The following is a 24,289-nucleotide window of genomic DNA, read 5'->3' on the forward strand; positions in this document are numbered from 1 at the left end:
TTCGGCGCGGCCGCGGCTGCCGACCCGGGCCTCGCTACCGTGCCGCCCGTGGAGATCGCCCCGCTCGCCGTGCCGGACGGCTACGTGCTCGATCTGGTGCCGCACGGCGACGAGCGCGGCCGGTTCACCGAGTGGTACCGGGCCGACGTGCTCGCCGCGGCCACCGGGTGGGCCCTGCCGCTGGCGCAGGCCAACCACAGCGTCTCCGCCCGCGGGGTGCTGCGCGGCGTGCACTTCGCGCTCGTGCCGCCCGGTCAGGCCAAGTACGTGTACTGCCCCGCGGGCCGCGTGCTCGACGTGGTCGTCGACGTCCGGGTCGGCTCGCCGACCTTCGGCGTCTGCGACAGCGTGCTGCTCGAGGCCGACCGGCCGCGCGCGGTGTTCCTCGCCGAGGGGCTCGGGCACGCCTTCCTGTCCCTGGAGGACCGGTCCTCGGTGACCTACCTCGTCTCCTCGGGCTGGTCCCCCGGCCGCGAGTTCGGCGTCTCGCCGCTGGACCCCGACCTGGACCTGCCCTGGCCGGCCGACGTGGAGTTCGTGCTGTCGGACAAGGACCGCGGCGCGCCCACCCTCGGCGAGGCGCGCGACCGGGGGCTGCTGCCGACCATGGCGGAGTGCGCCGCGCGCTACGCCGAGCTGCGCGCCCGGCCCGGAGGGTGAGGCGGCGGGGCCAGCCGGCCGGGCCGGGGCCGCAGCCGGGCGACGACGCGGCCGACGGCGACGGCGGGCCCGTAGGCGCGGCTGTCGTCGGTGACCAGCGGGTTGTCGCCCACGACCCACACCCGGTCGCCGTCGAGGGTCCGCTGCACCCGCTTGACCACCAGCAGGCCGGGCCGGGCCGGGAACCGCGCCAGGACGACGTCGCCGGCCCGGGCCCGCCCGGCGCGCAGCCGGCGCACCAGGAGCCGGTCGCCGTGGCGCACCGTGGGCGACATCGACGGGCCGCTCACCCGGGCCAGCACCCAGGCGCTGAGCAGCGGCGGGACCGGCTCGGGTGCCGGTCGCTCGGACGTGTCGGACCTGATCACCGCGAGTAGGGTCGCAGACGACCAGATCCCGCGACATCCGGAGGAAAGAGCATGCTGTTCAGCCGCGTGTTCTCCGCCGTGGAGGCCACCGCGCACTGCGACCTCCCCTGCGGCGTGTACGACCCGGCCCAGGCCCGCATCGAGGCGGAGTCCGTCAAGGCCATCCAGGAGAAGTACCAGGGCAGCGACGACGAGGTCTTCAGGATGCGCTGCGTGCTCATCAAGGAGCAGCGCTCCGACCTGGTCAAGCACCACCTGTGGGTGCTGTGGACCGACTACTTCAAGCCCCCGCACTTCGAGAAGTACCCGCAGCTGCACGAGCTGTTCAACAAGGCCACCAAGCAGGCCGGCGCCTCCGGCGGCAAGGGCAGCATGGACCCCGCCGAGGGCCAGAAGCTGCTCGACCACATCGCCGAGATCGACCGGATCTTCTGGGAGACCAAGGCCGCCGCATAGGCGACGCCCCCGCACGACGGCAGCGGCCGGTGGACACCAGGTGTCCACCGGCCGCTGCCGTCGGCTCCCCCGGGCGGTGGGTTCCGCCGCACGGCACGGTCCCCATCCGCGACCCCTCCGAGACCGAGGAGACCCGATGGCCATCCGGCTCAACCCCTACCTGCACTTCTCCGGCAACGCCCGCGAGGCGATGGAGTTCTACCGCTCCGTCCTGGGCGGGCAGCTCGACGTCATGACCTTCGGCGACGTGGGCGGCGGGGGCGACCAGTTCCCGGCCGACGGCGTCATGCACGCCTTCCTGCGCACCGAGCACGGCCTGGAGATCATGGCCTCCGACGGGCACGACCCCGACGCCGGCGGCCCGGACAAGCTGTCGCTGTCGCTGTCCGGGGACGACGCCGAGACGCTCACCCGGTGGTTCGAGGCGCTCGCCGACGGGGGCGCGGTCGACGTGCCGTTCGAGCAGCAGGTGTGGGGCGACACCTTCGGCCAGGTCACCGACCGCTTCGGCGTGCGGTGGCTGGTCAACCTCTCCACGAGCCCCGGCGCCGGCACCACCGGCTGACCTCCCGGCCGGTCGCCGGTGGACCTGCCGGCGACCGGACCGGTCCACTGCGGACCGGTACCGTCTGACAGCGATGCGCATCGACCCCGCCGGGTGGCCCCTCGTCACCGGGCCGCTGGCCCCCGCCGTTCTGCTCGCCGCCGCCGGACGGTCCACCGGACGCCGGGGCCTCCGCCGGGCCGCCTGGCCGTTCCTGGCCCTGTCGGCCTACATGCTGCTGTTCTTCCGCGACCCGGAGCGCGACTGCGACCGCGAGGAGCCCCCGGCCGACGTCGTCCTGTCCCCCGCCGACGGGATGGTGATGGTCGCCGGCGAGCCGCAGGAGGGCGTGGCCCCCGAGCCGGCACCCGAGGGCGGCTGGCAGCAGGTGAGCGTGTTCCTGTCCGTGGTCGACGTGCACGTCAACCGCTCGCCCTACCGCGGCGAGGTGGTGGAGAGCTCCTACCGCAAGGGCAGCTTCCTGGCCGCCTACCGCGCGGAGTCGGCGCACCGCAACGAGCGCAGCGAGCTGTGGCTGCGCGAGGACCACCCGGAGGGCGAGCGCACGGTCGTCTTCCGGCAGCTGGTCGGCGTCCTCGCCCGCCGCATCGTCACCCGCACCGGCGTCGGGCAGCGGCTGGCCACCGGTGAGCGGTTCGGGCTGATGAAGTTCGGTTCGCGGATGGACGTGTTCCTCCCGCGCGAGTGCACGATCACCGTGTCGAAGGGGCAGCGGGTGCGCGGCGGGGAGACCGTCATCGCCCGCTGGCCCGCCGCCGGCTGAGGGGCCCGCTGTGCCCAGCTCCGCCTCGGGCGAGGGCCGCCCGCAGACCCGGCGCACCGCCACCGTCGAGTTCGTCCGGGGTTCGGTGCGCGGCAGCCGCCGCCGGGCGCTGGCGACGCTCCCGAGCCTGTTCACCCTCGGCAACATGCTGTGCGGCTTCGCCGCCATCCTGGTGTCCATCCGCGGCCAGTACACCCTCGCCGCGGTGCTCATCGGCCTGTCGGTGCTCTTCGACATCACCGACGGCGCGGTCGCCCGGCTCGTGGGCGCGGTGAGCTCGTTCGGCCTGCAGTTCGACTCGCTGGCCGACCTGGTGTCCTTCGGCCTGGCCCCCGCGCTGCTGGCGTTCACCCTGTTCTCCCAGGGGCGCGACGAGTGGGACCCGCTGGGCTGGGTGGTCTGCTTCCTGTGGGTGGCCTGCGCCGCCATCCGGCTGGCCCGGTTCAACACCACCATCGACCCGACGGCGGACAAGCGGTACTTCACCGGCATGCCCAGTCCCGGTGCGGCCGGGGTGGTGCTGGCCTCGGTGTTCGCCTTCGGCGACCAGATGCAGGGCCGCGACCGGCTGTGGGTGCTGCTCATCGTCGCCGTCCCCGCGCTGCTCATGGTCAGCACCGTCCGGTTCCGCTCGTTCCGCTCGCTGGTCAGCCCGAAGAGCGGGCGGCCCTACGGCCTGGTCGCCGCCGCGATCGCGCTGGTGGCCGGGTTCGTCACCGTCCCGGTCGTCACCGGCTGCGTGCTGGCCTACGGGTACCTGTTCGCGCCGGTGCTGGTGCCCCTGGTCTCGCCGCTGGGCCGGCTGGTGCCCGAGCGGGTGCGGGAGGTGCTCACGTGACGGTCCGCCCGATCCGGCCGGACGACGTCCCGGCGGTGGTGGGCCTGGTGCGCGAGCTCGCCGACTACGAGGAGGCCGCGCACGAGGTGCGGCTGACCGGTGAGCAGCTCACCGCCGCGCTGTTCGGGCCGTCCCCGGCGCTGTTCGGCCACGTCGCGGTCGCCGCCGGGACCGTCGTCGGCACGGCGCTGTGGTTCCTCAACTTCTCCACGTGGCGCGGCACGCACGGCATCCACCTCGAGGACCTCTACGTGCAGCCCGCGCACCGCGGCACCGGCCTGGGCCGGGAGCTGCTGCGGACGCTGGCGGCCACCTGCGTCGAGCGCGGCTACGACCGGCTGGAGTGGTCGGTGCTCGACTGGAACGAGCCCTCGATCGCCTTCTACCGTGCCGCCGGCGCCCTCCCGATGGACGGGTGGACGGTGTTCCGGCTCACCGACGAGGCCCTGGCCGGCTTCGCCGCCGACGCGGGCGGTAGGGCAGGCTGACGCGGTGACCACCGAGCGCGGCCCCGCGGAGTGCTGGCTGACCGACATGGACGGCGTCCTGGTGCACGAGGGGCAGGCCCTCCCGGGCGCGGCGGAGTTCCTCGCCCGGCTGGTCGACACCGGGCGGCGCTTCCTCGTCCTCACCAACAACTCGATCTTCACGCCGCGCGACCTCGCCGCCCGGCTGTCGCGCTCCGGGCTGCAGGTGCCCGAGCAGTCGATCTGGACCTCGGCGCTGGCGACGGCGGACTTCCTGTCCTCCCAGCTGCCCGGCGGGTCGGCCTACGTCATCGGCGAGGCCGGGCTGACCACGGCGCTGTACGAGGCCGGCTACACGCTGACCGACACCGACCCCGACTACGTCGTCCTGGGCGAGACCCGCACCTACTCGTTCGAGGCGATCACCCGGGCCATCCGGCTCATCGGCGCGGGCGCGCGGTTCATCGCCACCAACCCCGACGTCACCGGGCCCTCGCCGGAGGGCCCCCTCCCGGCGACCGGGTCGGTGGCCGCGATGATCACCCAGGCCACCGGCGCCAAGCCCTACTTCGTCGGCAAGCCGAACCCGATGATGTTCCGCAGCGCGATGAACCGGATCGAGGCGCACTCGGAGTCCACGGTGATGATCGGCGACCGGATGGACACCGACGTCGTCGCCGGCATCGAGGCGGGGCTGGACACGATCCTGGTGCTCACCGGGTCGACCACCGCGGCCGACGTCACCCGCTTCCCGTTCCGGCCGGGCCGGGTGCTCGACTCGATCGCCGACGTCATCGACCTCGTCTAGTCAGCCTCGTCCGGTCAGCGGTCGGCGAACGCCAGCCGGGCCTCGGGGGTGGCCAGCAGGTACAGCTCGGTCAGCGCGAGGACGATCAGCGGGATCCCCAGCAGCGGCTGCTGCCCCGGGAAGGCGGTGCTGTAGCCGAACAGGCCGAGCAGGATCTGCAGGACGACGACCGGTCCCCGCGCCCAGCCGGCGACCCGCCGCAGCCCGGCCGCCGCGACCGCGAGCGCGACGCCGAAGCCCCCGACGTAGACCACCTCGGCCAGCGCCCGGCCCACGCTGTCGGGATCGCTGGTGAGCGTCAGCCACAGGACGACCAGCGCGGTGCCCAGCAGCAGCGCGGCCTCCACGGCGGCCACCAGCGCCGCCCGGCGGACGGCGACCGGCGCCTCGGGACCGGGTGCGCGCGGCGGGCGGGTGGAGGGCTGCGCGGCCGCGCCGAAGAGCCGCTCGGCCCTGGTCGGGCGGCGTGTCGCGTCCTCGTCCGTCACACCAGCGAGGCTACGCGTCACCGGCCACGGCAGGCCCCGCCCCGACCGGTCGGGCTGGTTAGCCTGACCCCATGCGCGCGCTCGTGGTGGCCAACCCCGCGGCGACGACGACCACCGGCCGGGTGCGCGACGTCCTCCTGGGGGCGCTGGCCAGCGAGCTGAAGGTGGACCTCGCCGAGACCACCCACCGCGGCCACGCCCGGGAGCTCGGCCGCCAGGCGCTCGACGACGGGGTCGACGTGGTCGTCGCGCTCGGCGGGGACGGCACCGTCAACGAGGTGGTCAACGGGCTGCTCGCCGAGGGCCCGGGCGCGCGCGTGCCCACGCTGGCCGTCGTGCCCGGCGGCTCGACCAACGTGTTCTCCCGCGCGCTGGGCCGCTCCCGCGACCCGGTCGAGGCGACCGGCGAGATCCTCGACTCGCTGCGCTCCGGGCGGACCCGCCGGGTGTCGCTGGGGACGGCCAGCGCCAGCGGCACCAGCAGCGCCCCGGTCCGCGAGCCCGACCCCGCGGTGGCCGCGGCCGCCGCGACCGTGGATGCCGCGGCCGACCCGGGGTGGTCCCCGCCGCGCTGGTTCGTCTTCGCCGCCGGGATGGGGTTCGACGCCGACGTGATCTCCCGCGTCGAGGCGCAGCGGGCCCGGGGGCGGCGCTCCACCGGCGCGCTCTACGTCCGCGAGGCCACCCGCACCTTCGTGCTCGGCCGGGAGCGCCGCCGTCCGGCCATGACGCTGGCCCTGCCGGGCGAGCCGGACCTCGACGGCCTGTTCCTGTGCCTGGTCTCCAACGTCAGCCCGTGGACCTACCTGGGCGCCCGGCCGGTCAACCCGAGCCCCGAGGCCTCCTTCGACGCCGACCTCGACGTCTTCGCCCTGGGCCGCATGGGCGTGCTGCGGATGCTGCACCACTCGCGGCAGGTGCTCGCCCGCCGTCCCGACGCGCGCGGCCGGGGTGTGCACCGCCGCCACGACCTGCCCGGGCTGACCCTGACGGCGTCGCGGCCGCAGGGGTGGCAGCTCGACGGCGACCACCTCGGGACGGCGACCGGGCTGCGCGTGCGGTCGGTGCGGGACGCCCTCTCCGTCGTCGTCTGAGGGCGGTCGCGCGACCTGCGCTTTCGCACGTCACGGGCCCCGTGTCAACCACCCCGGCCGGGCCGAGTGGCGTCCTTAGCACGGCCGTGGTGAGCTTGCTCACGAGGGGTCGGAACAGGCCCTGCCTGCGCTTGACACGCGGTCCTCAGGTGAAAACATCGCGAGAGGAACGCAACCTGCCGGTAACAACGCGGTGGGTGGTCGCTGGGACGAGACGCTGGGACACCGGTGTCGCCTGCGCGAGTGGCCCGACGTCAGCGCTCTGCAGCACGACCGTAGCCGACACCGAGGAGTACACCGACATGGACTGGCGCCACCGCGCGCTCTGCCGGGACGAGGACCCCGAGCTGTTCTTCCCCATCGGGACGACCGGCCCCGCCCTCGTGCAGATCGAGCAGGCCAAGGCGATCTGCGGCCGCTGCTCGGTCGTCTCGTCCTGCCTGGACTGGGCCCTGAGCTCCGGTCAGGACTCCGGCGTGTGGGGCGGGCTGTCCGAGGACGAGCGGCGCGCTCTCAAGCGCCGTCAGTCCCGCACCCGCATCCGCGCCTGACCGATCCGCGGCCGGCCCGAACCGGCCCGCACGACGCCGAGAGGCCGGCACCCACCCGGGTGCCGGCCTCTCGGCGTCGCAGGCCGCTACCGGCGGGGACGGCCGGCGCCGGGGAGGTCGAGCACGACCTCGGTGCCCGGACGGCCGGGGCCGGGCGGCTGCGCCGGCGTCGCGGTGTGCAGGCTCCCGCCCAGCTCGCTGGTGACCAGGGTCCGCACGATCTGCAGGCCCAGGCCGTCGCTGAGCGCCGGGTCGAAGCCCTCGGGCAGCCCCTGGCCGTCGTCGCGCACCCGCACCACCAGGTCGTCGCCGTCGCGCTCGGCCACCAGCTCGATCGAGCCGGGCTGGCCGTCGGCCGGGAAGGCGTGCTCGGCGGCGTTGTGCAGCAGCTCGGTGACGGCCATGACCAGCGGGGTGGCGGTGGCCGCGGGCAGCTCGCCGAAGGCGCCCACCCGGCGGGTGCGCGCGGCCGGGCCGATCGAGGTGAGGTCGCCGAGCATCGGCAGCACCTGGTCGAGCACGCCGTCGACGTCGACGACGTCCTCGCGGCTGCCGGCCAGCGTCTCGTGCACCACCGCGATCGAGGCCACCCGGCGCACCGACTCCTCCAGCGCGGCCCGCGCGGCCGGCTCGGTCATCCGCCGGGCCTGCAGCCGCAGCAGCGCGGCGACCGTCTGCAGGTTGTTCTTCACGCGGTGGTGGATCTCGCGGATGGTCGCGTCCTTGGTGAGCAGCGCCCGGTCGCGGCTGCGGAGGTCGGTGACGTCGCGGACGAGCACCAGCGCGCCCTCCTCGGCACCGGGCGCCTGCAGCGGCAGCGCGCGCACCAGCAGCGTGGCGCTGCGGCCCTCGACGTCGGTGGGGTCGGGGAAGCGGCCGGCCACCGCCGCCGAGATGTTCGCCGCGACCGCCTCGCCGGCCACCCCGTCGGAGGCCGCCGACCGGGTCACCCGGGCGAGGTCGGCGCCGGCCAGGTCACCGGTCACCCCCAGCCGCCGGAAGGCCGACAGCGCGTTGGGGCTGGCGTAGACGGCGCGGCCGGCGGCGTCCAGGCGCACCAGCCCGTCGCCCACCCGCGGGGTCAGCTCGCCGTCGAGGAGCTTCTCCGGGGGGAAGGTGCCGGCCGACACCATGAGGCAGAGGTCGGCGGCGATGTCGAGGTAGGTCAGCTCCAGGGTCGACGGCGACCGGGTGACGGCCAGGTTGGTGTCCTTGGCCAGCACCGCGACGACGACGCCGTCGTGCCGCACCGGGATGACCTCCCGCCGGCGCGGGCTGGCGCCCGACCAGTCCGGGTCCCCCTCCGTCACCGGCCGGCCCTCGCGGTAGGCCAGGCGGAACGGCTCGGCGTCGGCGTCGGCGTCCTGCACCTCGCTGCCGACGAGGTCCTCGGGCTGGCTGGTCGGCGCCGTCAGCGGCCGCACCTGCGCCACGCACCACCAGGCACCGGTGCGCAGCGGCACCCACAGCGTCAGGTCGGCGAAGGCCAGGTCGGCCAGCAGCTGCCAGTCGGCCACCAGTCGGCGGGCGTGGTCGACCTGCGACGGGGCGGACGCCGAGCCGCGGTGCAGGCGTTCGGAGAGGGTGCTCATGGTGCTGTCGAGGGTAGGTCGGGGCGCCGGCGCACCCGCGGTACCGGTACGGCGGCGTCCTCCTAGGCTCGGGAGCCGTGGCCGCGCCGTCCCCCCTCCCTCCCGTTCCGGTCGAGGAGGCCGTGCCCGCCGACTTCGCGCGCATCGGCGCGCTGACCGCCGGGGTCTACCGCGACGAGGACCTCGCCTCCGAGCACTACCTGCCCGCGCTGGCCGACGTGGCGGGACGGGCCGCGCGCTCGACCCTCCTGGTGGCCCGGGACGGCGCCGCGGTGGTCGGGGCGGTGGCGCTGGTGCTGGAGGGCGACTTCGGCGAGGTCACCGAGTCCGACGCCGAGGCGGCGTTCCGGATGCTCGTCGTCGACCCGGCGGCGCGCGGCCGCGGGATCGGCGAGCTGCTCGTGCAGGAGTGCCTCGACCGCGCCCGGGCGGCGGGCAAGCGGCGCGTGGTCCTCTCCACCGACCCGCGGATGGCCACCGCGCACCGCCTCTACCGGCGGCTCGGCTTCACCCGGCTGCCGGCGCGCGACTGGTCCCCGGTGCCCGGCATCGACCTCATGGTGTACGCGCTCGACCTGTGACCCCGGCCGGCGCGGCGACCCCCGCGGCGGCGGCGAGGGCGTCGAGCTCGTCGAGCACGTCGGCCAGCAGCACGGCGACGTCGGGCAGCAGCTCGGCACACGAGACCAGGCCCCAGTCCAGGCGGTCGAGGTAGCTCTGCACCGTGATGTTGAGGCCCTGGCCCTCCACGATCGTCGACACCGGGAAGTAGTGCTCCAGGCGGGCTCCCGCGGCGTACAGCGGGGTGCGCGGGCCGGGCACGTTGGAGATGACGAGGTTGCCCGGCGTCAGCCGGGACCCCAGGCGCAGCCGCGCGCTCAGCCGCATCGCCCGCGCGAACACCGCCGGCGGCGGGAACTCCGCGAAGTCGGTGAGCCGCTCGGCGGGCAGCGCGGAGAACAGCTCCTTGCTGCTGGTCATCGACTCGTGCACGCGCCGGACCCGCTGCACCGGGTCGGGCTCGTCGGTGGGCAGGACCGCCGAGAGCATCGACACCCGGTTGGTCCAGCGGTCGGTCTCCTCCCCCGTGCGCACCGAGACGGGCACCAGCGCGACGAGCGGGTCGTCCGGCAGCACGCCGCGGCGGTCGAGGAAGGTGCGCAGCCCCCCGGCGCACGCGGCCATGACGACGTCGTTGACCGTGGCGCCCAGTGCCGACTTCACCTGGCGGACGACGTCGAGCGACGTCGACCGGATGGCGAGCCTGCGGTGCGGCGTGATCGGCCCGTTGAACGGCGTGCGCGGCGGCCGGACGCTCGGCAGGGACGCCGGCCGGTCGGGCTCCTCGGGGCGGGTGCGGCCGAGGTTGAGCACCGTGCCGAGCGGGCCGCGCAGGCTGCGGCGGACGTCGTTGGCGGCCCGGACCAGCACCGGGTTGCGCGTCGCCCGGCCGATCTCGCGGGCGGTGCGGGTGGCCAGGAGCACCCCGCGCGCCGGCTTGCGGGCCAGGCCGAGCGCGCCGCGGGCGAGCATCTCGAGGTCGCCGGGCGGCCGCTCGGGCGTCCACGCGTCACCCTCGGGCGGCACGGTGCCGCCCTCCGGGCTGTCGTCGAGCATCAGCGTCATCAGCTCCACGCCCGACGCCCCGTCGATGGTGGCGTGGTGGACGATCGTCAGGACGGCGAAGCGGCGGTCGGCCAGCCCCTCGATGACGTAGGACAGCCACAGGGGCTTGCGCCGGTCGAGGGGCCGGGAGACCAGGCGGCCGGCCAGCGCCGCGAGCTGGTCGTCGGTGCCCGGCGGCGGGACGGCCGTGTGCCGCACGTGGAAGTCGAGGTCGAAGGCGGGGTCGGCCACCCAGTACGGGTGGTCCAGGCCCAGCGGCACCTCGGCCAGCCGCCGGCGCAGCGGCTCGAGCAGGTGCAGCCGTTGCTGCAGCTGGGTCCGCCACGCGTCGTAGGGCCGGTAGTCGGGAGTGTCCGGGCGCGTGTAGACCGACAGGCTCGAGACGTGGCCGAACTGCGCGGACGTCTCCAGGTGCAGGAACGCCGCGTCCAGACCCGACAGCTGCTTCACGGCCGCTGGCCTCCTCGGGGCGCGACACGGGGACCGACCGGCACCCCGCGGGGTGTGGCCGAGTGTGTCAGGCCCCACACTCGGCTGCGAGAGGGCCGGCACCCGCCCCGGCCCCCCGGAGACGAGGACACGCGATGCGCACTGCGGCGCTCCCCCGCACCCCGGCCGGTGAGGCTCCCCCGTGGCTGGGCGCCTCCCCGGTCGCCGCCCTGCTCGCGGCGCAGCGGCCGTGGCGCGAGGCGGCCGCGCTGGTGCGCTCCCCCGTGTGGCGCGGGCACGGCGTGCCCGACGGCGGCGGCCTGCCGGTCCTGCTGGTGCCCGGGTTCCTGGCCGGCGACCCGTCGCTGTCGCTGCTCGACCGCTGGCTGCGGGCCCGGGGCTACCGGACGTGCACCTCGCAGATCCGCGTCAACGTCGACTGCACCGGCCTGGCGGTCGAGCGCCTGGAGCGCCGGCTGGTCGAGCTCACCGACCGGGCCGGGCGCCCGGCGGCGATCGTGGGGCAGAGCCGCGGCGGGCTGTTCGCCAAGCTGGTGGCGGTGCGCCGGCCCGACCTCGTCCGCGGGATCGTGACGCTGGGCAGCCCGAACGTCGACCACCTGGCGATCAACCCGGTGGTCGCCGCCCAGGTCCGGCTGGTCGCGGCGCTCGGCACCGCCGGGGTGCCGGGGCTGTTCCGCGACGACTGCGTGCGGGGCGGCTGCGCCGACGACCTCGCCGCGGAGCTCGACCGGCCCTTCCCCGCCCACGTCCCCTACGTGTCGGTGTACTCCCGCAGCGACTGGGTGGTCGACTGGCACGCGTGCCTGGACCCGGCCGCCGACAACGTCGAGGTCGACTCCAGCCACATCGGCATGAGCGTCCACCCGGAGGTCTACCGGCTGCTCGGCCGGCGGCTGGCCGCCCTGGCGGCGCCGACCGCGGCGCCGGCCTGACGGGGACCGCGGCTCAGTCGCCGGCGACGGTGGCGATGAGGTCGCCCTCCTGGAGCACCTCGCCCTCGACGACGTGCAGCTCCTGCACCACGCCGGCGCGCTCGACGAGGACGGGGATCTCCATCTTCATCGACTCCAGGACCACCAGCGTGTCCCCCGCCGCGACCTGGGCTCCCGGCGCGACCAGGACCCGCCACACGCTCGAGACCATCTCGGCGTGGATCTCCTCGACCGCCACGCGGCACCTCCCTCGGGTCGGGTCCCATCCAAGCAGGTGACCCGCAGCGGGCGGCGGCTCAGCTGCCGGGCGCGGGGTCGCCGTCGGCCAGCCGGCCGAGCACCGCGCGCACCTCGTCCCCGTCGTGCGGGACCCCGGTCTCGGGCAGTCCCGACAGCGCCGCGGCGGCCGCCCGGGCAGCGGTGGCGGTGTCGTCGCCGCCGGCGCTGACGGTGGCCAGCAGCGCGTCGTACCAGGCGTCGAGGCGGTCGCCGGGCTCGTAGCCGCTCACCGCGACCACCTCGGTGCGGCCGGCGGTGCCGCGCACCCGGCCGGAGTCCGGCAGCCACCCGGTGACCCGCCCGGCGCGGCCCGGCGGCAGGGTGGCGCGCAGCTGGACGGCGACGGCGGCCCGCGGCGGGTGCTCCTCGGGCGTGCGGCGGCGCGGCCCGCGCTCGCCGGCAGCCGCGGCCAGCGCCAGGTCGACGGCGTCCACCCGGTGCGCGCGCTCGAGCACCGCCATGTCGAGGGAGAAGCCGGCCGCGATCTCGCCCAGCTCGCCGTCCTCGGAGACGCCCACGGTGACCAGGCCGCGCCAGCCCACCTCGGCCAGCCGCTTGGCGCCGGGCGGCACCTCCAGCGGCGGCTCGGGGGTCCAGGACACCCGGGCGGTGCCGGCGGCCCGGTCGCGGGCCACCGGGGTCGGGTAGCGCAGGCCCTCGTCGGTGACCAGCGCCAGCAGGCCGTGCTCGCTGGCCGGCTCGACGCCGTCCCCGCCGAGCCGCTCGAGCACCTCGGCCGGCGGGCCGATCCAGGTCAGCCCGGCAGCGGCCACCTCGCCGGCCAGCGCGGCGTTGCCGGCCAGCGCCGGCGGCACCGGCAGGACGGCGGCCACCCCGCTGCGGCGGGCGGCCTCGACGATCCGGTCGACGGCGAGGTAGGACTCCACCGCCGGCGCCGCGCCGAGCAGCACCGCGTCGTCGGCCAGCCGCACGTGCCGGGCCGACCGCTCGGCCTCGGAGTAGACGGCCACCGACTTCACGTCGAGCCGGGAGCAGGCCGCGATGACCGCGCACGCCGCGGGCCCCCGGCCCGCCACGAGCACGCTCTCGATCCCGTGCTGGGCCACGCCGATCCCCTCGTCCCTGGCGGGGTCCCCGTCGTCCCCGTCCCCGGCCATGGTCCCCCGCGGTACCGACACCTGCCCCACCGGCCGGGGTGTGTCCCACCCTCTTGTGGGACCCTGGGGCCAGTCCCGGCGGTCCCCGCCGACCACCCGACGACGAGGAGAGGAGGGCAGCGATGTCCAAGCGTGGACGCAAGCGGCGCTCCCGCAAGGGGAACAAGGCCAACCACGGCAAGCGCCCCAACGCCTGAGGAAGGACCCCTCTGCCCCCACCCCTGGCTGACGCTCGGGGCGGGACCCTGCAGAGGGCCGTTCCAGCACGAGACCACAGACAGCACGGCGCCCCGCACCGGATCGGTGCGGGGCGCCGTCGCGTGTGCTGCTAGTCCTCGGTGGACCAGTCGGTGCGGACCACCTCGGTGCGCACCTGCTCCACGCTGACCTGGGTGCCGTCCTCCTCGAAGGAGACGTGGGTCAGCTGCAGCTTGATCCGGTCCTTGAGCCCGATGGGCGGCTTGTCCCCGCCGCAGCGGCGCCGGACCAGCGCCTTGAACTCCTGCTCGATGCCGAACTGCCGCAGGCAGGGCGAGCAGTCCTCGAGGTGTTCGGCGATGACCTCGCGGCGGGCGTCGTCGGTCTCGTGGTCGAGGAACTCGAAGACGTGCGACAGCACGTCGTCGCAGGAGGAGATCTCGAGCGGGTGCTCCTGCCCGGTGCTCACGACCCGGCCCCCTCTCCGGCGCCGGCGCGGACGAAGCCGCGCTCGCGGGCGTAGTCGGCCAGCAGCTTCTGCAGCCCCCGCCGGCCGCGGTGCAGACGGGACATCACCGTGCCGATGGGCGTGCCCATGATCTCGGCGATCTCCTTGTAGGCGAAGCCCTCGACGTCGGCGAGGTACACCGCCAGCCGGAAGTCCTCCGGCAGCTGCTGCAGCGCGTCCTTGATGTCGGAGTCGGGCAGGTGGTCCAGCGCCTCGATCTCGGCCGAGCGCAGGCCGCTGGAGCTGTGCTCCTCGGCGGCGTAGAGCTGCCAGTCCTGCACCTGGTCGGTGGGGTACTGCTGCGGCTGCCGCTGCTTCTTGCGGTAGCTGTTGATGTAGGTGTTGGTCAGGATCCGGTACAGCCAGGCCTTGAGGTTGGTGCCCTCGGCGAACTGGTGGAACGCGGAGTAGGCCTTGACGAAGGTCTCCTGGACCAGGTCCTCGGCGTCGGCGGGGTTGCGGGTCATCCGCAGCGCCGCCGGGTAGAGCTGGTCGAGGAAGGGCAGCGCGTCGCGCTCGAACCGGGCGTCGCGCTCGGCGCGCGTCTCGGCGACCTCGGTGCGGCTGCCGCCCTCGCGGGCCTCGGGCACCTCGACGGGCGCGCCCGCGACCTGCGGGGTCTCGGCGGGCTCGACGGCGGGGTTCCCGCCTGCGGACTCCTCAGGCACCGACCGTCCTCTCTGCGGCACCCGGAGGCGGGCTGCCACATCGGTCGATCCTAGTCGCGCGGCGTCGGGCCGGCCCGGGGGCCGCCGGCGCGGGGCCCGGGTGCGGGCGCTGGAGACGGTGCTGCTCACGGTCCCTGCAACGGTGCCCGCCGCGAGGGTCATTCCCCGCCGCGGGAAGTCGGCGGCGGCCGCCGGGCCCGCTGGATACAGTGCCCGGCCGTGGCGGCGACCCCCGCGGTGCGGGCCCTGGAGAAGGCCCGTGTGGCGCACACCCTGCACCCCTACGACCCCGAGCACCCGAGCGACCAGGGTCACGGCGAGGCCGCGGTGGCCGCGCTCGGCGCCGACCCCCGGCAGGTGTTCAAGACCCTGGTCACCCGGGTCGACGGCGCGCTCACCGTGGCCGTCGTCCCGGTCAGCGGCAGCCTCGACCTCAAGGCCCTGGCCGCTGCGGCCGGCGGGCGGAAGGCGGCGATGGCCGACCCGGCCGACGCCGAGCGCACCACCGGCTACGTCGTCGGCGGCATCAGCCCGCTGGGGCAGCGCAAGGCGCTGCCGACGGTGGTCGACGCGTCGGCGCTGGCGTTCGGGACCGTGATGGTGAGCGCCGGCCGCCGCGGTCTGCAGGTGGAGCTGTCCCCGGCCGACCTCGTCCGCCTCACCTGCGCCCGCACCGCCCCGATCGCGCGCTAGCGATCCGGGGCGCCGTAGGGGGTGAGCAGCTGGTCGACCGGGGCGCTGTCGTCGGTGAGCACCTGCGCGTCGCCGGCGAGGGCGGCCACCTCCTCGGCCGAGGCCACCTGCCAGGTGGAGTCCTGCGCCAGCAGGGCCGCGGCGAGCGCCGCCTCGTCGGGCGGCCGGTGGGAGGCGACGGCGACCAGGTTGCCACCGTCCTCCCCGGCGAGCACCGGGGCGCGGGCCAGCAGCAGCACGTGCGGCCAGACCTGCCGCATGGTGGCCAGCTCCGCACGGACGAAGCCCAGGGGCGGGTGGTCGATGAGGTTGGCCACGTAGACGCCGTCGTCGGTGAGCGCGCGGTCGACCAGGCCGAGCGCCTCCACGGTGGTCAGCTGCCAGGGCACCGACAGGCCGCCGAAGGCGTCGCCGACGACCAGGTCGCGGGTGTCCCCGGCCTCCGCGCCCAGCCCGACGCGGGCGTCACCGATCCGCACCTCGAGGTCGGCGGACTCCACCAGCCCCAGCTGCTCGCGGTCGATCTCGACGACCCCGGGGTCCACCTCCAGCACGCGGCTGACCGTGCCGGGGCGCACCTGCGCCAGGTAGCGCGGCACGGTCGCCCCGCCGCCGCCCAGGTGCAGCGCCGACAGCGGCTCGCCCGCCGGTGCCATCGCGTCGGTCACCGCCGCGATCGCCCGCACGTACTCGAACTCCAGGTGCGTGGGGTCGTCGAGGTCGACGTAGGAGTGCCGCAGCGTGTCGAGCACCAGCACCCGGCCGCCGTCCCGCTCGGGGTCGGCCACCACGCGGGCGCAGTGGTAGGCGGTCTCCTCCTCGCACGGCGTCGGCGCGACCGCCGCGAGCAGCGACCCGGCGACGGCGAGCAGGAGCAGCCCGGCCGGGACCCGGCCGGCCCCGCCCGCGGCACTGCGGCGCAGCAGCACCCCGACCGCGACCCCGGCGACGACGGTGACCAGCCCGGTGCCCACCAGGATGCCGCTGCTGGGGAACACGGCGATGAGCAGGAACCCGGTGACGAAGGTGGCCGCGATGCCGCCGAGCGTGCCGATGCCCGACAGCTTCCCGACCACCGCGCCGGTCTCGTCGAGGGTGGCCAGCTGCAGCTTGACCACCATCGGCGGCACCGCCGACAGCAGCGCCGCGGGCACCACGACGGCGACGGCGGCCAGCAGCAGCACGCCGCCGGCGTCGGTGCCGGTCAGTAGCGACCCGGTGAAGCGGACCAGCGGGAGGACGGCGACCACCAGCGCCCCGCCGGCCACCATCAGCGGGGCGATGAGCCGCCGCGGGTCGGTGCGGTCGGCCGCCGCGCCGCCGGCCCAGGCGCCGATGGCGATCGCGGCCAGCGCGAACCCGATGACCGCGGTGTTGGTCTGCAGCGTGATGCCGACGTAGGGCGCGATCAGCCGCAGCCCGACGATCTCGAGCACCAGCACCGCGCCGGAGGACAGGAAGGTGACGCCGGCCGCCACCCAGCCGGGCAGCGCGCCACCCGTCGGCGTGGGGGTGCGGTCGACGGTCGCGCGCTCGCTCAGGACGGGACCCCTCAGAAGAGCGCCGGCTGGTCGGCGGGGGCGCTGGTGCCCTCCACCCGGGCCAGCAGCTCGGCGCCGTTGTTGCGGACGTTGTTCACCGCGGTGCCCACCGGGCGCAGCTCCAGCGCCTCGACGAGCTCCGGCGGGGTCGGCTCGGCCAGCGCGTCGACGTCGTCGCGGGCCGGGTCGAGCCAGTCGGCCCACCGCTCGCGCGGCAGCACCAGGGGCATCCGGTCGTGGATCTCGGTCAGGGTCCCGACCGCGGGGGCGGTGACCACGGTGCAGGTGTAGAGCCGGTCCTCGCCCTTGCCCCACACCTCGTACAGGCCGGCCATGGCGAGCACCGACCCGTCGGCGGGGGTGATGAAGAAGGGCTGCTTGCCCGGGGAGTCGAGCTTCTTCTGCCACTCGTACCAGCCGTCGGCCGGCACCAGGCAGCGCCGCGAGCGGGCGGCCGAGCGGAAGGCCGGCTTCTCGGTGAGCGACTCGACGCGGGCGTTGAGCAGCCGGTTGCCCACCGCGGGGTCCTTGGCCCAGGAGGGCACCAGCCCCCAGCGGACGGCGCGCAGCTCGCGGTGCCCGGCGCCGGTGGGGCTGCCCTCGGCGTCGCGTTCGCGCCTGGTGCGGACCACGTAGACGTCCTTGGTCGGCGCGACGTTGTAGTCCGCCCGGAGCGGCTGTTGCCCCTCGGCGGGGACCGCCTCGAACTCGACCACGAGGTCCTCGGGACGGCGGGTGGCGGCGTAGCGACCGCACATGGCTGGTCCTCCCGGCTGTCGGGCCGGCCCGGACGGGCCCGCGCGACCGACTCTAGGCGGGACCGGGGACAGCGCGACCGTGGAAGGACCCCCGTGCCCCCACCACCCGCAGGCCCGCGGCGGGACCCTGCACGGGAGCCGTCCAGGCGCGAGGATCGACCCGTGACCGCGACCCAGAACCCACCGCACCAGCAGCCGAAGACCGCGAGCGAGTCCGCCGAGCGGCGCTACGCGACGGTCAACCCCTTCACCGGCGAGGTCGAGAAGGAGTTCGACTTCACGCCGACCGAGGCCATCGACGGGATCGTCGGGAAGGCGCACGCCGCCTACCAGGAGTGGCGGCAGCGCCCGGTCGAGGAGCGCGCCGCCGTCGTCCGGCGGGCCGCCGAGCTCATGGACGAGCGCCGCGACGACCTCGCACGGCTCATCACCACCGAGATGGGCAAGCGGCACGAGGAGGCGACCGGCGAGCTCTTCCTGTGCTCGATGATCCTCAAGTACTACGCCGACAACGGCCCCGGCTTCCTCGAGCCCACGCAGATCACGCCGCTGATGGGCAAGGGCGAGGCGGTCGTCGAGACGCAGCCGGTCGGCGTGCTGCTGGCCATCGAGCCGTGGAACTACCCCTTCTACCAGGTGGTCCGCGTGGCCGGCCCGAACCTGGTGCTGGGCAACACCGTGATCCTCAAGCACGCCGAGATCACCCCGCAGTGCGCGGTGGCCATCGAGCAGCTGTTCACCGACGCCGGCGCCCCCGAGGGCGTCTTCACCAACACCTTCCTGCGCATCGACGACGTCGAGCAGGTCATCGCCGACCCCCGCATCCAGGGCGTCACCCTCACCGGCAGCGAGCGCGCGGGCTCCGCCGTCGGCGCCCTGGCCGGCAAGCACCTCAAGAAGTCGGTGCTCGAGCTCGGCGGCAGCGACCCGTTCATCGTGCTCGACGCCGAGGACATGGCCGCCACGGTCAAGGCCGCCACCATGGGCCGGATGCAGAACACCGGCCAGGCCTGCACCGCCTCCAAGCGGCTGATCGTCACCGAGGAGAACTACGAGCCGTTCGTGGAGGGCCTCAAGCAGGCGTTCTCCACCTTCTCCCCCGGTGACCCGGCCGACCCCTCGACGTCGCTGGCCCCGCTGTCGAGCGAGCGGGCCGCGCAGGACCTGCACGCGCAGATCCAGGACGCCGTCGACAAGGGCGCCACCGTCGTGGCCGGCGGCAAGCGGCCCGAGCACCCGGGCGCCTTCGTCGAGGCCACGATCCTCACCGACGTGACCCCGGAGATGCGGGCCTACCGCGAGGAGCTCTTCGGCCCCGCGGCCGTCGTCTACAAGGTCAAGGACGCCGACGAGGCGGTCGCGCTGGCCAACGACAGCGACTTCGGCCTCGGCGCCACGGTCATGAGCAGCGACCTCGACCGCGCCCGGGCGGTGGCCGAGCGGCTCGAGGCCGGCATGGTGTGGATCAACCAGCCCACCGGCTCCTCCCCCGAGCTGCCCTTCGGCGGGATCAAGCGCTCCGGCTACGGCCGCGAGCTCTCCGAGCTGGCGATGTTCGAGTTCGCCAACCGGCGGCTGGTCCGCACGGTGCCGGTGAAGAAGCCGAAGCCGCCGGTCGGCGGTTGAGCGGTGGGCGGTGCGGTGTCGCCTCCCGGGCAGGATGGACCCGTGACCGAGGTCTGGACGACACCGCACAGCCCGACGCCCGTCGACGCCGTCGTCCCGCTGCCCGGGTCGAAGTCGATCACCGCGCGGGCGCTGGTGCTGGCCGCGCTCGCCGAGGGCCCGAGCCGGGTCGTCCGCCCGCTGCGGGCGCGCGACACCGAGCTCATGGCCGCCGGGCTGCGCGCCCTCGGCGTGCGCGTCGAGGACGACGGCCCCGACTGGCGGGTGACGCCCGGCGCGCTGCGCGGCCCGGCCGAGGTCGACGCCGGGCTGGCCGGCACCGTGCTGCGGTTCCTCCCGCCGGTGGCCGCGCTCGCCGACGGACCGGTCCGGGTGGACGGCGACCCGCGGCTGCACGAGCGGCCCAACGCCGGCCTGGTCGCGGCACTGCGCGACCTCGGCGTCCGGGTCGACGACGACGGCCGCGGCCGGGCGCCGTTCACCGTGCACGGCACCGGCGGGGTGCGCGGCGGCGCGGTGACCGTGGACGCGAGCGAGTCCTCCCAGATCGTCTCGGGCCTGCTGCTGGCCGCCGCCCGCTTCGCCGGGGGCCTCGACCTGGCCCTGGCCGGCGGGGTGCCGTCGATGCCGCACGTGGAGATGACCGTGACGGCGCTGCGCGAGCACGGGGTGGACGTCGTCGCCACCGGGCGGGGGTGGCGGGTCGCCCCCGGGCCGGTCGCGGCGCGGGACCGCGTGGTCGAGCCCGACCTGTCCAACGCCGCGCCGTTCCTCGCCGCCGCGCTGGTCACCGGCGGGCGGGTCACCGTCCCCGACTGGCCGGAGGTCACCACCCAGCCCGGCGCGCAGCTGGACCGGCTGCTGGCGGGGATGGGCGCCGACGTCGAGCGCACCCCCGGCGGGCTGCGGGTCACCGGCACCGGCCGGATCGCGCCGCTGGTGGCCGACCTGCACGAGGTGGGCGAGCTGACGCCGGTGCTGGCCGCGCTGTGCGCGCTCGCCGACGGCCCCTCCCGGCTCACCGGGATCGGCCACCTGCGCGGCCACGAGACCGACCGGCTGCAGGCGCTCGACGAGGTGCTCACCGCCGTCGGCGCCCGGGTCGAGCAGCTGCCCGACGGGCTGGTGGTCACCCCCGGCCCGGGCCGCCCGGCGCTGGTCGACTCCTACGCCGACCACCGCATGGTGCACGCCGCCGCCGTCCTCGGCCTGGCGGTCGACGGGGTGCGGGTGTCGGGGCCGGAGGCGGTCGCCAAGACGCTGCCGGACTTCCGCGAGCGCTGGGCGGGCATGCTCGCGGCGACCGCGGAGGTGCCCTCCTGAGCCGCCGGCACGACAGCCGGTCGGACGAGGACGACATCCGCGTCCGGCCCAACCGGCGTGGCTCGCGGCCGCGCACCCGCACCCGCCCGGTGCACGCCGACGCCGTCCCGGGGCTGGTGGTCGCCGTCGACCGCGGCCGCATGACCGTGCGGGTCGAGGGTGCCGACGGCGCGCCGGTCGAGGTGACCGCGATGCGCGCCCGCGAGCTGGGCCGGCACGGCGTGGTGGTCGGCGACCGGGTGCGGCTGGTCGGCGACACCAGCGGCCGGCCCGACACCCTGGCCCGCATCGTCGTCATCGAGGACCGGACGACGTCGCTGCGGCGCACCGCCGACGACACCGATCCCACCGAGCGGGTGGTCGTGGCCAACGCCGAGCTGCTCGTCGTCGTCACCTCGGTGATCGACCCCGACCCGGCGCTCGGCTTCCTCGACCGCTGTCTGGTGGCGGCGTTCGCCGGTGGCCTGGAGCCGCTGTTCTGCCTGACCAAGACCGACCTGGCCAGCGCGCGGCCCCTGCTCGACCGCTACGCCGGGCTCGACGTCGACGCGGTGCCCATGTCGCGGGAGGCGCCGCTGGACCCGCTGCTGGCGCGGCTGACCGACCGCACGAGCGTGTTCGTCGGGCAGTCGGGGGTGGGCAAGTCGACGCTGGTCAACCGCCTGGTGCCCGACGCCGACCGGGCCACCGGCGACGTGAGCAAGGTCGGCAAGGGCCGGCACACCTCGTCGTCGGCGGTGCTGTTCGACCTGCCCGGCGGCGGCACGGTCATCGACACCCCGGGCATCCGCTCGTTGGGGCTGGCGCACGTCACCGCCGACGACGTGGTCGGCGCGTTCGACGACCTGGCCGAGGGCGCCGTCGACTGCCCGCCCGGCTGCGGGCACTCCGCCGAGGACCCCGACTGCGCGCTGGACGCCTGGGCCACGGCCGGGCCACCGGGCCGCGCCGAACGGCTGGCCAGCGTGCGGCGGCTGCTCGACGCGGTGGGCCAGCTCGGCCCCGGCTACTAGGAGGCTCCGTGGAGCAACAGGTCCACTTCACCACCCTGGCCACCCCGGACCTCGATGCGGCGCGGCGGTTCTACGTCGACGGCCTCGGCTGGACGCCCCTGCTCGACGTGCCCGGCGAGATCGTCTTCTTCCAGGTCGCACCGGGCACGGTGCTCGCCTTCTTCGAGGCGGCGCAGTTCGGCCAGGACCTCGGCACCGGCCCGGAACGCCCGGCCGTCTCCGGCGTGACGCTGGCGCACAACGTGGGCGACCGCGACGCCGTCCGGGCACTGGCCGACGCGATGGCCGCCGCCGGGGGCACGGTGCTCACCGCCCCGGAGGAGGGCGCGTTCGGCGGCGTGTTCCACGCGCTGGTGCGCGACCCCAACGGCGTCGTCTGGGAGGTCGCGCACAACCCCGGCTGGTCGGTCGACGCCGACGGGACCGTGCGGCTCGGCTAGACCGCGCCCCGGCGCCGCGCGCGGCGGAACAGGTCGTCGGGCACGGGCTCGTCGACCGCCTCGATGCGCAGGTCGTGGGTCTCGCCCGCGTAGGTGCCGTCGAGCGCCTCGGCCCACACGCAGACGCCGGTCCGCACGTCGAGCCGGACGAGGTGTGCGGTCGGGTACTCCACGCCCTCGGGGACGCTGCCCCACTCGAGCTCGTCGACCCGCCGGCTCCGGAGCAGGGGGCAGCAGCCGCAGCGCGGCTCGTACCGGTCGGTGGGCACGGCCAGCGCCTCCCACGCCGGGCGGCCGGCGTGCTCGACCTCGCGCAGGCCGTCGAGCTCCAGCGCCGCCCCCGCGGCAGGTGCCCGCGCGTCCGGGTCGAGGCCGTCGGCGAGCTCCTCCGGCCGCAGCTCGGCCACCCAGCGGTAGTCCTGCCACATCGGGTCGTGGTCGGCGCCGGTCTCGCGGACGACGCCGAGCAGCCGGCCCCCGGCGTCCTCGACGCGCAGCAGGTCGGGCCGGCGCAGCCACGCCCGGACCGGTGCCGACCAGGCACCGTCGCGGCGCCGGCGCTCGGTGAACCGCAGCGTCGACCAGCGCTCGGGCGAGGAGCGGGCGAGCGCGCGGAAGGCGTCGGCGCTGGGCACGTCCGGAGTGTGGCCCCCCGGGCGGACACCTGTCCTGCGAGTGGTCGTGCTCTGACCACGGGTGTGGTCAGAGCACGACCACTCCCGGGGAGGTGCCGGGTCTAGACGTCGACCCAGCCGCCGGAGCGCCAGTACAGGCCCGCGGAGCGGCTCAGCAGGCCCTCGTCGACCAGGTAGCGCCGCAGCGCCGCCGTGTCGGGGTGCCAGACGGCCAGCAGCGCGTTGACCTCCCGCTCGGGGTAGCGGACGCCGACGTCGAAGACCCGCACCAGGTGCTCGAGCACCACCCGCCGCTTGCTCCGCTGTGCGGGGATGGACACCAGCCGGCCCTCGCGGACGAACGCGGCCAGGACGGCGGACTCCGCGGGGTCCTCCGACAGCGGCTCGGGCGCCGGCGCGGCCTCGGCGGCGGCCCGGGCGGCAGCCGCGAACCGGTCGGTCACCAGCTCGAGCACGTGCCCGTCGCGGCGCACCAGGCCCCCGCGTGCCAGCCGCCGGGCGGCCAGCGCGACGTCCTTGAGCTCCAGCCCGGACGCGGCGGCGACCTCCTCGATCGTCCCGGCACCCAGAGCCAGGGCCGCGACCACCTTCAACCGGGTGGGGTCGGCCAGCAGCCCCACGATCCTCGCCGCCTCCACCCCAGCGACGGTATCCGCGCATCGACCTGCATGGGCCCGGGTAGGCGGGATTCCATGGTGAGCCCCATCGACATCCAGAAGGCCCTCAAGGGCATGGACTACCCGGCGACCAAGGAGCAGATCCTCGAGCACGCCAAGGGCGGCGGGAAGGACGTGCTCGACGCGCTGCAGAAGATCGACGACCGCGAGTACGAGGGTCCCAGCGGGGTCAGTGCCGCGGTCTTCGACTGACGCCCCGCTAGGTTCGGTGCCCATGACACCGGGCCGGGACTTCACGGGGGACATGCACCTGGCACACGTGCTCGCCGACCAGGCGGACTCCATCAGCATGGACCGCTACAAGGCCCTCGACCTCGCCGTCGAGACCAAGCCGGACCTGACGCCGGTCACCGACGCCGACCGCGCCGTCGAGGAGCAGCTGCGGATCACCCTCGCGCGGGCCCGCACCCGGGACGCCGTCCTCGGCGAGGAGTTCGGCGTCACGGGGCACGGCCCGCGGCGCTGGGTGCTCGACCCCATCGACGGGACGAAGAACTTCGTCCGCGGCGTGCCGGTCTGGGCCACGCTCATCGCCCTGTTCGACGGCGACGAGGCGGTCGTCGGCCTGGTGTCGGCCCCGGCGCTCAACCGGCGCTGGTGGGCGGCCAAGGACGTCGGCGCCTGGACCGGGCGGCGGCTGGAGTCGGCCACCCGCTGCCGGGTCTCGGGCGTCTCCGACCTCGGGGACGCGAGCATGTCCTTCTCCAGCCTGTCGGGCTGGGAGGAGCGCGGGGTCCTCGACGGCTTCCTCGACCTGACCCGGTCGGTCTGGCGCACCCGCGCCTACGGCGACTTCTGGAGCTACGTGCTCCTCGCCGAGGGCGCGGTGGACGTCGCCTGCGAGCCCGAGGTGTCGCTGTGGGACCTCGCCGCGCTCGACGTCATCGTGCGCGAGGCCGGCGGCCGGTTCACCGACCTCTCCGGCGCCCCCGGGCCGGCCGGTGGCAGCGCCCTGGCCACCAACGGCCACCTGCACGACGCCGCGCTGGCCCACCTGCGCCTGCCCGACCCCCCGGCCTAGCCGCGCACGCGACGGCGGCCCCTCCCCGGGTCCGGGGAGGGGCCGCCGTGGTCTCAGGCCGTCGGGCGGGGACCGCCGGTCCCGCGGCCGCCGGTGCGGGCGAGCTGGGCCACCTCGTCGAACAGCGCCA

At 75.6% G+C, this 24,289-nt stretch carries 31 protein-coding genes; 19 read left to right on the forward strand and 12 right to left on the reverse strand.

Annotation, left to right across the window (positions count from 1 at the left end):
- Nucleotides 1-48 precede the first annotated feature (48 nt).
- The gene (locus tag BMZ33_RS04695; RefSeq protein WP_091108367.1) at nucleotides 49-660 is read left to right on the forward strand and encodes a dTDP-4-dehydrorhamnose 3,5-epimerase family protein; all 612 of its coding nucleotides are present in this window, start codon (nucleotides 49-51) and stop codon (nucleotides 658-660) included.
- Here the strand turns inward: BMZ33_RS04695 and BMZ33_RS04700 are convergent.
- Nucleotides 627-1,028 carry a S26 family signal peptidase gene (locus tag BMZ33_RS04700; protein ID WP_169063889.1) on the reverse strand — a complete coding sequence of 134 codons (402 nt, stop codon included), beginning with the start codon at nucleotides 1,026-1,028 and terminating at the stop codon, nucleotides 627-629. The two genes, BMZ33_RS04695 and BMZ33_RS04700, sit on opposite strands and share 34 nt — an antisense overlap.
- A 51-nt stretch (nucleotides 1,029-1,079) precedes the next feature.
- Here BMZ33_RS04700 and sodN point away from each other — a divergent pair, with 51 nt between their 5' ends.
- The 6 genes from sodN (at nucleotide 1,080) to BMZ33_RS04730 (ending at nucleotide 4,925) form a co-directional block, all read left to right on the forward strand.
- Nucleotides 1,080-1,484, forward strand: coding sequence for a superoxide dismutase, Ni (gene sodN / locus BMZ33_RS04705; protein ID WP_091108369.1), 405 nt, complete (start codon nucleotides 1,080-1,082; stop codon nucleotides 1,482-1,484).
- 136 nt (nucleotides 1,485-1,620) lie between these two features.
- Complete coding sequence (locus BMZ33_RS04710; RefSeq protein ID WP_091108371.1) at nucleotides 1,621-2,049, forward strand: VOC family protein; 429 nt, start codon at nucleotides 1,621-1,623, stop codon at nucleotides 2,047-2,049.
- Between the two features lie 73 nt (nucleotides 2,050-2,122).
- On the forward strand, nucleotides 2,123-2,812 hold the full coding sequence (locus BMZ33_RS04715; RefSeq protein WP_091108374.1) for a phosphatidylserine decarboxylase: 690 nt from the start codon (nucleotides 2,123-2,125) through the stop codon (nucleotides 2,810-2,812).
- Between the two features lie 10 nt (nucleotides 2,813-2,822).
- On the forward strand, nucleotides 2,823-3,650 hold the full coding sequence (pssA, locus tag BMZ33_RS04720; RefSeq protein ID WP_091108376.1) for a CDP-diacylglycerol--serine O-phosphatidyltransferase: 828 nt from the start codon (nucleotides 2,823-2,825) through the stop codon (nucleotides 3,648-3,650).
- Nucleotides 3,647-4,138, forward strand: a complete 492-nt coding sequence (locus BMZ33_RS04725) for a GNAT family N-acetyltransferase (protein ID WP_091108378.1) — start codon at nucleotides 3,647-3,649, stop codon at nucleotides 4,136-4,138. The genes pssA and BMZ33_RS04725 overlap by 4 nt, the downstream gene beginning before the upstream one ends.
- Before the next feature lie 4 nt (nucleotides 4,139-4,142).
- Complete coding sequence (locus BMZ33_RS04730) at nucleotides 4,143-4,925, forward strand: HAD-IIA family hydrolase (RefSeq protein ID WP_169063890.1); 783 nt, start codon at nucleotides 4,143-4,145, stop codon at nucleotides 4,923-4,925.
- A gap of 14 nt (nucleotides 4,926-4,939) precedes the next feature.
- On the opposite strand, the gene BMZ33_RS04735 is transcribed toward BMZ33_RS04730, so the two are convergent.
- Complete coding sequence (locus tag BMZ33_RS04735; RefSeq protein ID WP_091108380.1) at nucleotides 4,940-5,413, reverse strand: hypothetical protein; 474 nt, start codon at nucleotides 5,411-5,413, stop codon at nucleotides 4,940-4,942.
- 71 nt (nucleotides 5,414-5,484) lie between these two features.
- Here BMZ33_RS04735 and BMZ33_RS04740 point away from each other — a divergent pair, with 71 nt between their 5' ends.
- Nucleotides 5,485-6,507: a diacylglycerol/lipid kinase family protein gene (locus BMZ33_RS04740; protein ID WP_091108382.1), complete on the forward strand. Its 1,023-nt coding sequence runs from the start codon at nucleotides 5,485-5,487 to the stop codon at nucleotides 6,505-6,507.
- Between the two features lie 302 nt (nucleotides 6,508-6,809).
- Nucleotides 6,810-7,058, forward strand: coding sequence for a WhiB family transcriptional regulator (locus BMZ33_RS04745; RefSeq protein WP_091108384.1), 249 nt, complete (start codon nucleotides 6,810-6,812; stop codon nucleotides 7,056-7,058).
- 86 nt (nucleotides 7,059-7,144) lie between these two features.
- Here the strand turns inward: BMZ33_RS04745 and BMZ33_RS04750 are convergent, their stop codons facing one another.
- Nucleotides 7,145-8,650, reverse strand: coding sequence for a sensor histidine kinase (locus BMZ33_RS04750; protein ID WP_091108386.1), 1,506 nt, complete (start codon nucleotides 8,648-8,650; stop codon nucleotides 7,145-7,147).
- Between the two features lie 122 nt (nucleotides 8,651-8,772).
- Here BMZ33_RS04750 and BMZ33_RS04755 point away from each other — a divergent pair, with 122 nt between their 5' ends.
- Complete coding sequence (locus BMZ33_RS04755) at nucleotides 8,773-9,231, forward strand: GNAT family N-acetyltransferase (RefSeq protein ID WP_169063891.1); 459 nt, start codon at nucleotides 8,773-8,775, stop codon at nucleotides 9,229-9,231.
- On the opposite strand, the gene BMZ33_RS04760 is transcribed toward BMZ33_RS04755, so the two are convergent.
- A complete protein-coding gene (locus BMZ33_RS04760; RefSeq protein ID WP_169063892.1) occupies nucleotides 9,206-10,726 on the reverse strand; it encodes a WS/DGAT/MGAT family O-acyltransferase in 1,521 nt (506 codons plus the stop codon). The genes BMZ33_RS04755 and BMZ33_RS04760 overlap by 26 nt on opposite strands.
- Nucleotides 10,727-10,860: 134 nt before the next feature.
- On the opposite strand from BMZ33_RS04760, the gene BMZ33_RS04765 reads away from it, so the two are divergent.
- A complete protein-coding gene (locus BMZ33_RS04765; protein WP_169063893.1) occupies nucleotides 10,861-11,661 on the forward strand; it encodes an esterase/lipase family protein in 801 nt (266 codons plus the stop codon).
- Nucleotides 11,662-11,674: 13 nt separating this feature from the next.
- Here the strand turns inward: BMZ33_RS04765 and BMZ33_RS04770 are convergent, their stop codons facing one another.
- Nucleotides 11,675-11,899: a biotin/lipoyl-binding carrier protein gene (locus BMZ33_RS04770; protein WP_091108393.1), complete on the reverse strand. Its 225-nt coding sequence runs from the start codon at nucleotides 11,897-11,899 to the stop codon at nucleotides 11,675-11,677.
- 58 nt (nucleotides 11,900-11,957) lie between these two features.
- On the reverse strand, nucleotides 11,958-13,058 hold the full coding sequence (locus BMZ33_RS04775) for a biotin carboxylase N-terminal domain-containing protein (protein ID WP_169063894.1): 1,101 nt from the start codon (nucleotides 13,056-13,058) through the stop codon (nucleotides 11,958-11,960).
- A 122-nt stretch (nucleotides 13,059-13,180) separates the two neighbouring features.
- Between BMZ33_RS04775 and BMZ33_RS24630 the strand changes: the two genes are divergently transcribed.
- Complete coding sequence (locus BMZ33_RS24630) at nucleotides 13,181-13,255, forward strand: 50S ribosomal protein bL37 (protein ID WP_014377707.1); 75 nt, start codon at nucleotides 13,181-13,183, stop codon at nucleotides 13,253-13,255.
- Nucleotides 13,256-13,386: 131 nt separating this feature from the next.
- Here BMZ33_RS24630 and rsrA read toward each other — a convergent pair whose 3' ends face one another.
- A complete protein-coding gene (rsrA, locus tag BMZ33_RS04780) occupies nucleotides 13,387-13,725 on the reverse strand; it encodes a mycothiol system anti-sigma-R factor (protein WP_091108395.1) in 339 nt (112 codons plus the stop codon).
- Nucleotides 13,722-14,432, reverse strand: coding sequence for a sigma-70 family RNA polymerase sigma factor (locus BMZ33_RS04785; RefSeq protein ID WP_169063895.1), 711 nt, complete (start codon nucleotides 14,430-14,432; stop codon nucleotides 13,722-13,724). Before BMZ33_RS04785 ends, rsrA begins: the two co-directional genes overlap by 4 nt.
- Before the next feature lie 219 nt (nucleotides 14,433-14,651).
- Between BMZ33_RS04785 and ybaK the strand changes: the two genes are divergently transcribed.
- On the forward strand, nucleotides 14,652-15,125 hold the full coding sequence (gene ybaK, locus BMZ33_RS04790) for a Cys-tRNA(Pro) deacylase (RefSeq protein WP_091108401.1): 474 nt from the start codon (nucleotides 14,652-14,654) through the stop codon (nucleotides 15,123-15,125).
- Here ybaK and BMZ33_RS04795 read toward each other — a convergent pair.
- Together BMZ33_RS04795 and BMZ33_RS04800 are read right to left on the reverse strand one after the other, a co-directional pair.
- Nucleotides 15,122-16,603, reverse strand: a complete 1,482-nt coding sequence (locus BMZ33_RS04795; protein ID WP_169063896.1) for a fused MFS/spermidine synthase — start codon at nucleotides 16,601-16,603, stop codon at nucleotides 15,122-15,124. The genes ybaK and BMZ33_RS04795 overlap by 4 nt on opposite strands.
- A 74-nt stretch (nucleotides 16,604-16,677) precedes the next feature.
- Nucleotides 16,678-17,424: an SOS response-associated peptidase gene (locus BMZ33_RS04800; RefSeq protein ID WP_091108403.1), complete on the reverse strand. Its 747-nt coding sequence runs from the start codon at nucleotides 17,422-17,424 to the stop codon at nucleotides 16,678-16,680.
- Between the two features lie 162 nt (nucleotides 17,425-17,586).
- Between BMZ33_RS04800 and BMZ33_RS04805 the strand changes: the two genes are divergently transcribed.
- The 4 genes from BMZ33_RS04805 (at nucleotide 17,587) to BMZ33_RS04820 (ending at nucleotide 21,826) form a co-directional block, all read left to right on the forward strand.
- Nucleotides 17,587-19,050, forward strand: a complete 1,464-nt coding sequence (locus tag BMZ33_RS04805) for an NAD-dependent succinate-semialdehyde dehydrogenase (RefSeq protein ID WP_091108405.1) — start codon at nucleotides 17,587-17,589, stop codon at nucleotides 19,048-19,050.
- 42 nt (nucleotides 19,051-19,092) lie between these two features.
- Nucleotides 19,093-20,373 carry a 3-phosphoshikimate 1-carboxyvinyltransferase gene (gene aroA / locus BMZ33_RS04810; protein ID WP_091108407.1) on the forward strand — a complete coding sequence of 427 codons (1,281 nt, stop codon included), beginning with the start codon at nucleotides 19,093-19,095 and terminating at the stop codon, nucleotides 20,371-20,373.
- A gap of 89 nt (nucleotides 20,374-20,462) precedes the next feature.
- The gene (gene rsgA, locus BMZ33_RS04815; RefSeq protein WP_169063897.1) at nucleotides 20,463-21,386 is read left to right on the forward strand and encodes a ribosome small subunit-dependent GTPase A; all 924 of its coding nucleotides are present in this window, start codon (nucleotides 20,463-20,465) and stop codon (nucleotides 21,384-21,386) included.
- Nucleotides 21,387-21,394: 8 nt separating this feature from the next.
- Nucleotides 21,395-21,826, forward strand: a complete 432-nt coding sequence (locus BMZ33_RS04820; protein ID WP_091108408.1) for a VOC family protein — start codon at nucleotides 21,395-21,397, stop codon at nucleotides 21,824-21,826.
- Here BMZ33_RS04820 and BMZ33_RS04825 read toward each other — a convergent pair.
- Both BMZ33_RS04825 and BMZ33_RS04830 read right to left on the reverse strand, forming a co-directional pair.
- Nucleotides 21,823-22,461 carry a hypothetical protein gene (locus BMZ33_RS04825; protein WP_091108410.1) on the reverse strand — a complete coding sequence of 213 codons (639 nt, stop codon included), beginning with the start codon at nucleotides 22,459-22,461 and terminating at the stop codon, nucleotides 21,823-21,825. The two genes, BMZ33_RS04820 and BMZ33_RS04825, sit on opposite strands and share 4 nt — an antisense overlap.
- A gap of 101 nt (nucleotides 22,462-22,562) precedes the next feature.
- Nucleotides 22,563-23,099: a DUF2087 domain-containing protein gene (locus BMZ33_RS04830; RefSeq protein WP_091108412.1), complete on the reverse strand. Its 537-nt coding sequence runs from the start codon at nucleotides 23,097-23,099 to the stop codon at nucleotides 22,563-22,565.
- Between the two features lie 54 nt (nucleotides 23,100-23,153).
- Between BMZ33_RS04830 and BMZ33_RS04835 the strand changes: the two genes are divergently transcribed.
- Complete coding sequence (locus tag BMZ33_RS04835; RefSeq protein ID WP_091108414.1) at nucleotides 23,154-23,330, forward strand: DUF2795 domain-containing protein; 177 nt, start codon at nucleotides 23,154-23,156, stop codon at nucleotides 23,328-23,330.
- Between the two features lie 22 nt (nucleotides 23,331-23,352).
- Nucleotides 23,353-24,159, forward strand: coding sequence for an inositol monophosphatase family protein (locus BMZ33_RS04840; RefSeq protein ID WP_091108415.1), 807 nt, complete (start codon nucleotides 23,353-23,355; stop codon nucleotides 24,157-24,159).
- Nucleotides 24,160-24,289 lie beyond the last annotated feature (130 nt).

Origin of the sequence: Geodermatophilus dictyosporus, assembly GCF_900115505.1 — a bacterium.
In the GTDB taxonomy this organism is placed as follows: Bacteria; Actinomycetota; Actinomycetes; order Mycobacteriales; family Geodermatophilaceae; genus Geodermatophilus; species Geodermatophilus dictyosporus.

What these genes read in the sequence shown, in the direction of transcription:
- sodN (WP_091108369.1), top strand. Translation starts at nt 1,080, where the DNA reads ATGCTGTTCAGCCGCGTGTTCTCCGCCGTGGAGGCCACCGCGCACTGC.
- BMZ33_RS04710 (WP_091108371.1), top strand. Translation starts at nt 1,621, where the DNA reads ATGGCCATCCGGCTCAACCCCTACCTGCACTTCTCCGGCAACGCCCGC.
- BMZ33_RS04715 (WP_091108374.1), top strand. Translation starts at nt 2,123, where the DNA reads ATGCGCATCGACCCCGCCGGGTGGCCCCTCGTCACCGGGCCGCTGGCC.
- BMZ33_RS04740 (WP_091108382.1), top strand. Translation starts at nt 5,485, where the DNA reads ATGCGCGCGCTCGTGGTGGCCAACCCCGCGGCGACGACGACCACCGGC.
- BMZ33_RS04745 (WP_091108384.1), top strand. Translation starts at nt 6,810, where the DNA reads ATGGACTGGCGCCACCGCGCGCTCTGCCGGGACGAGGACCCCGAGCTG.
- BMZ33_RS04750 (WP_091108386.1), bottom strand. Translation starts at nt 8,650, where the DNA reads ATGAGCACCCTCTCCGAACGCCTGCACCGCGGCTCGGCGTCCGCCCCG.
- BMZ33_RS04765 (WP_169063893.1), top strand. Translation starts at nt 10,861, where the DNA reads ATGCGCACTGCGGCGCTCCCCCGCACCCCGGCCGGTGAGGCTCCCCCG.
- BMZ33_RS04775 (WP_169063894.1), bottom strand. Translation starts at nt 13,058, where the DNA reads ATGGCCGGGGACGGGGACGACGGGGACCCCGCCAGGGACGAGGGGATC.
- BMZ33_RS04800 (WP_091108403.1), bottom strand. Translation starts at nt 17,424, where the DNA reads ATGTGCGGTCGCTACGCCGCCACCCGCCGTCCCGAGGACCTCGTGGTC.
- BMZ33_RS04835 (WP_091108414.1), top strand. Translation starts at nt 23,154, where the DNA reads ATGGTGAGCCCCATCGACATCCAGAAGGCCCTCAAGGGCATGGACTAC.
- BMZ33_RS04840 (WP_091108415.1), top strand. Translation starts at nt 23,353, where the DNA reads ATGACACCGGGCCGGGACTTCACGGGGGACATGCACCTGGCACACGTG.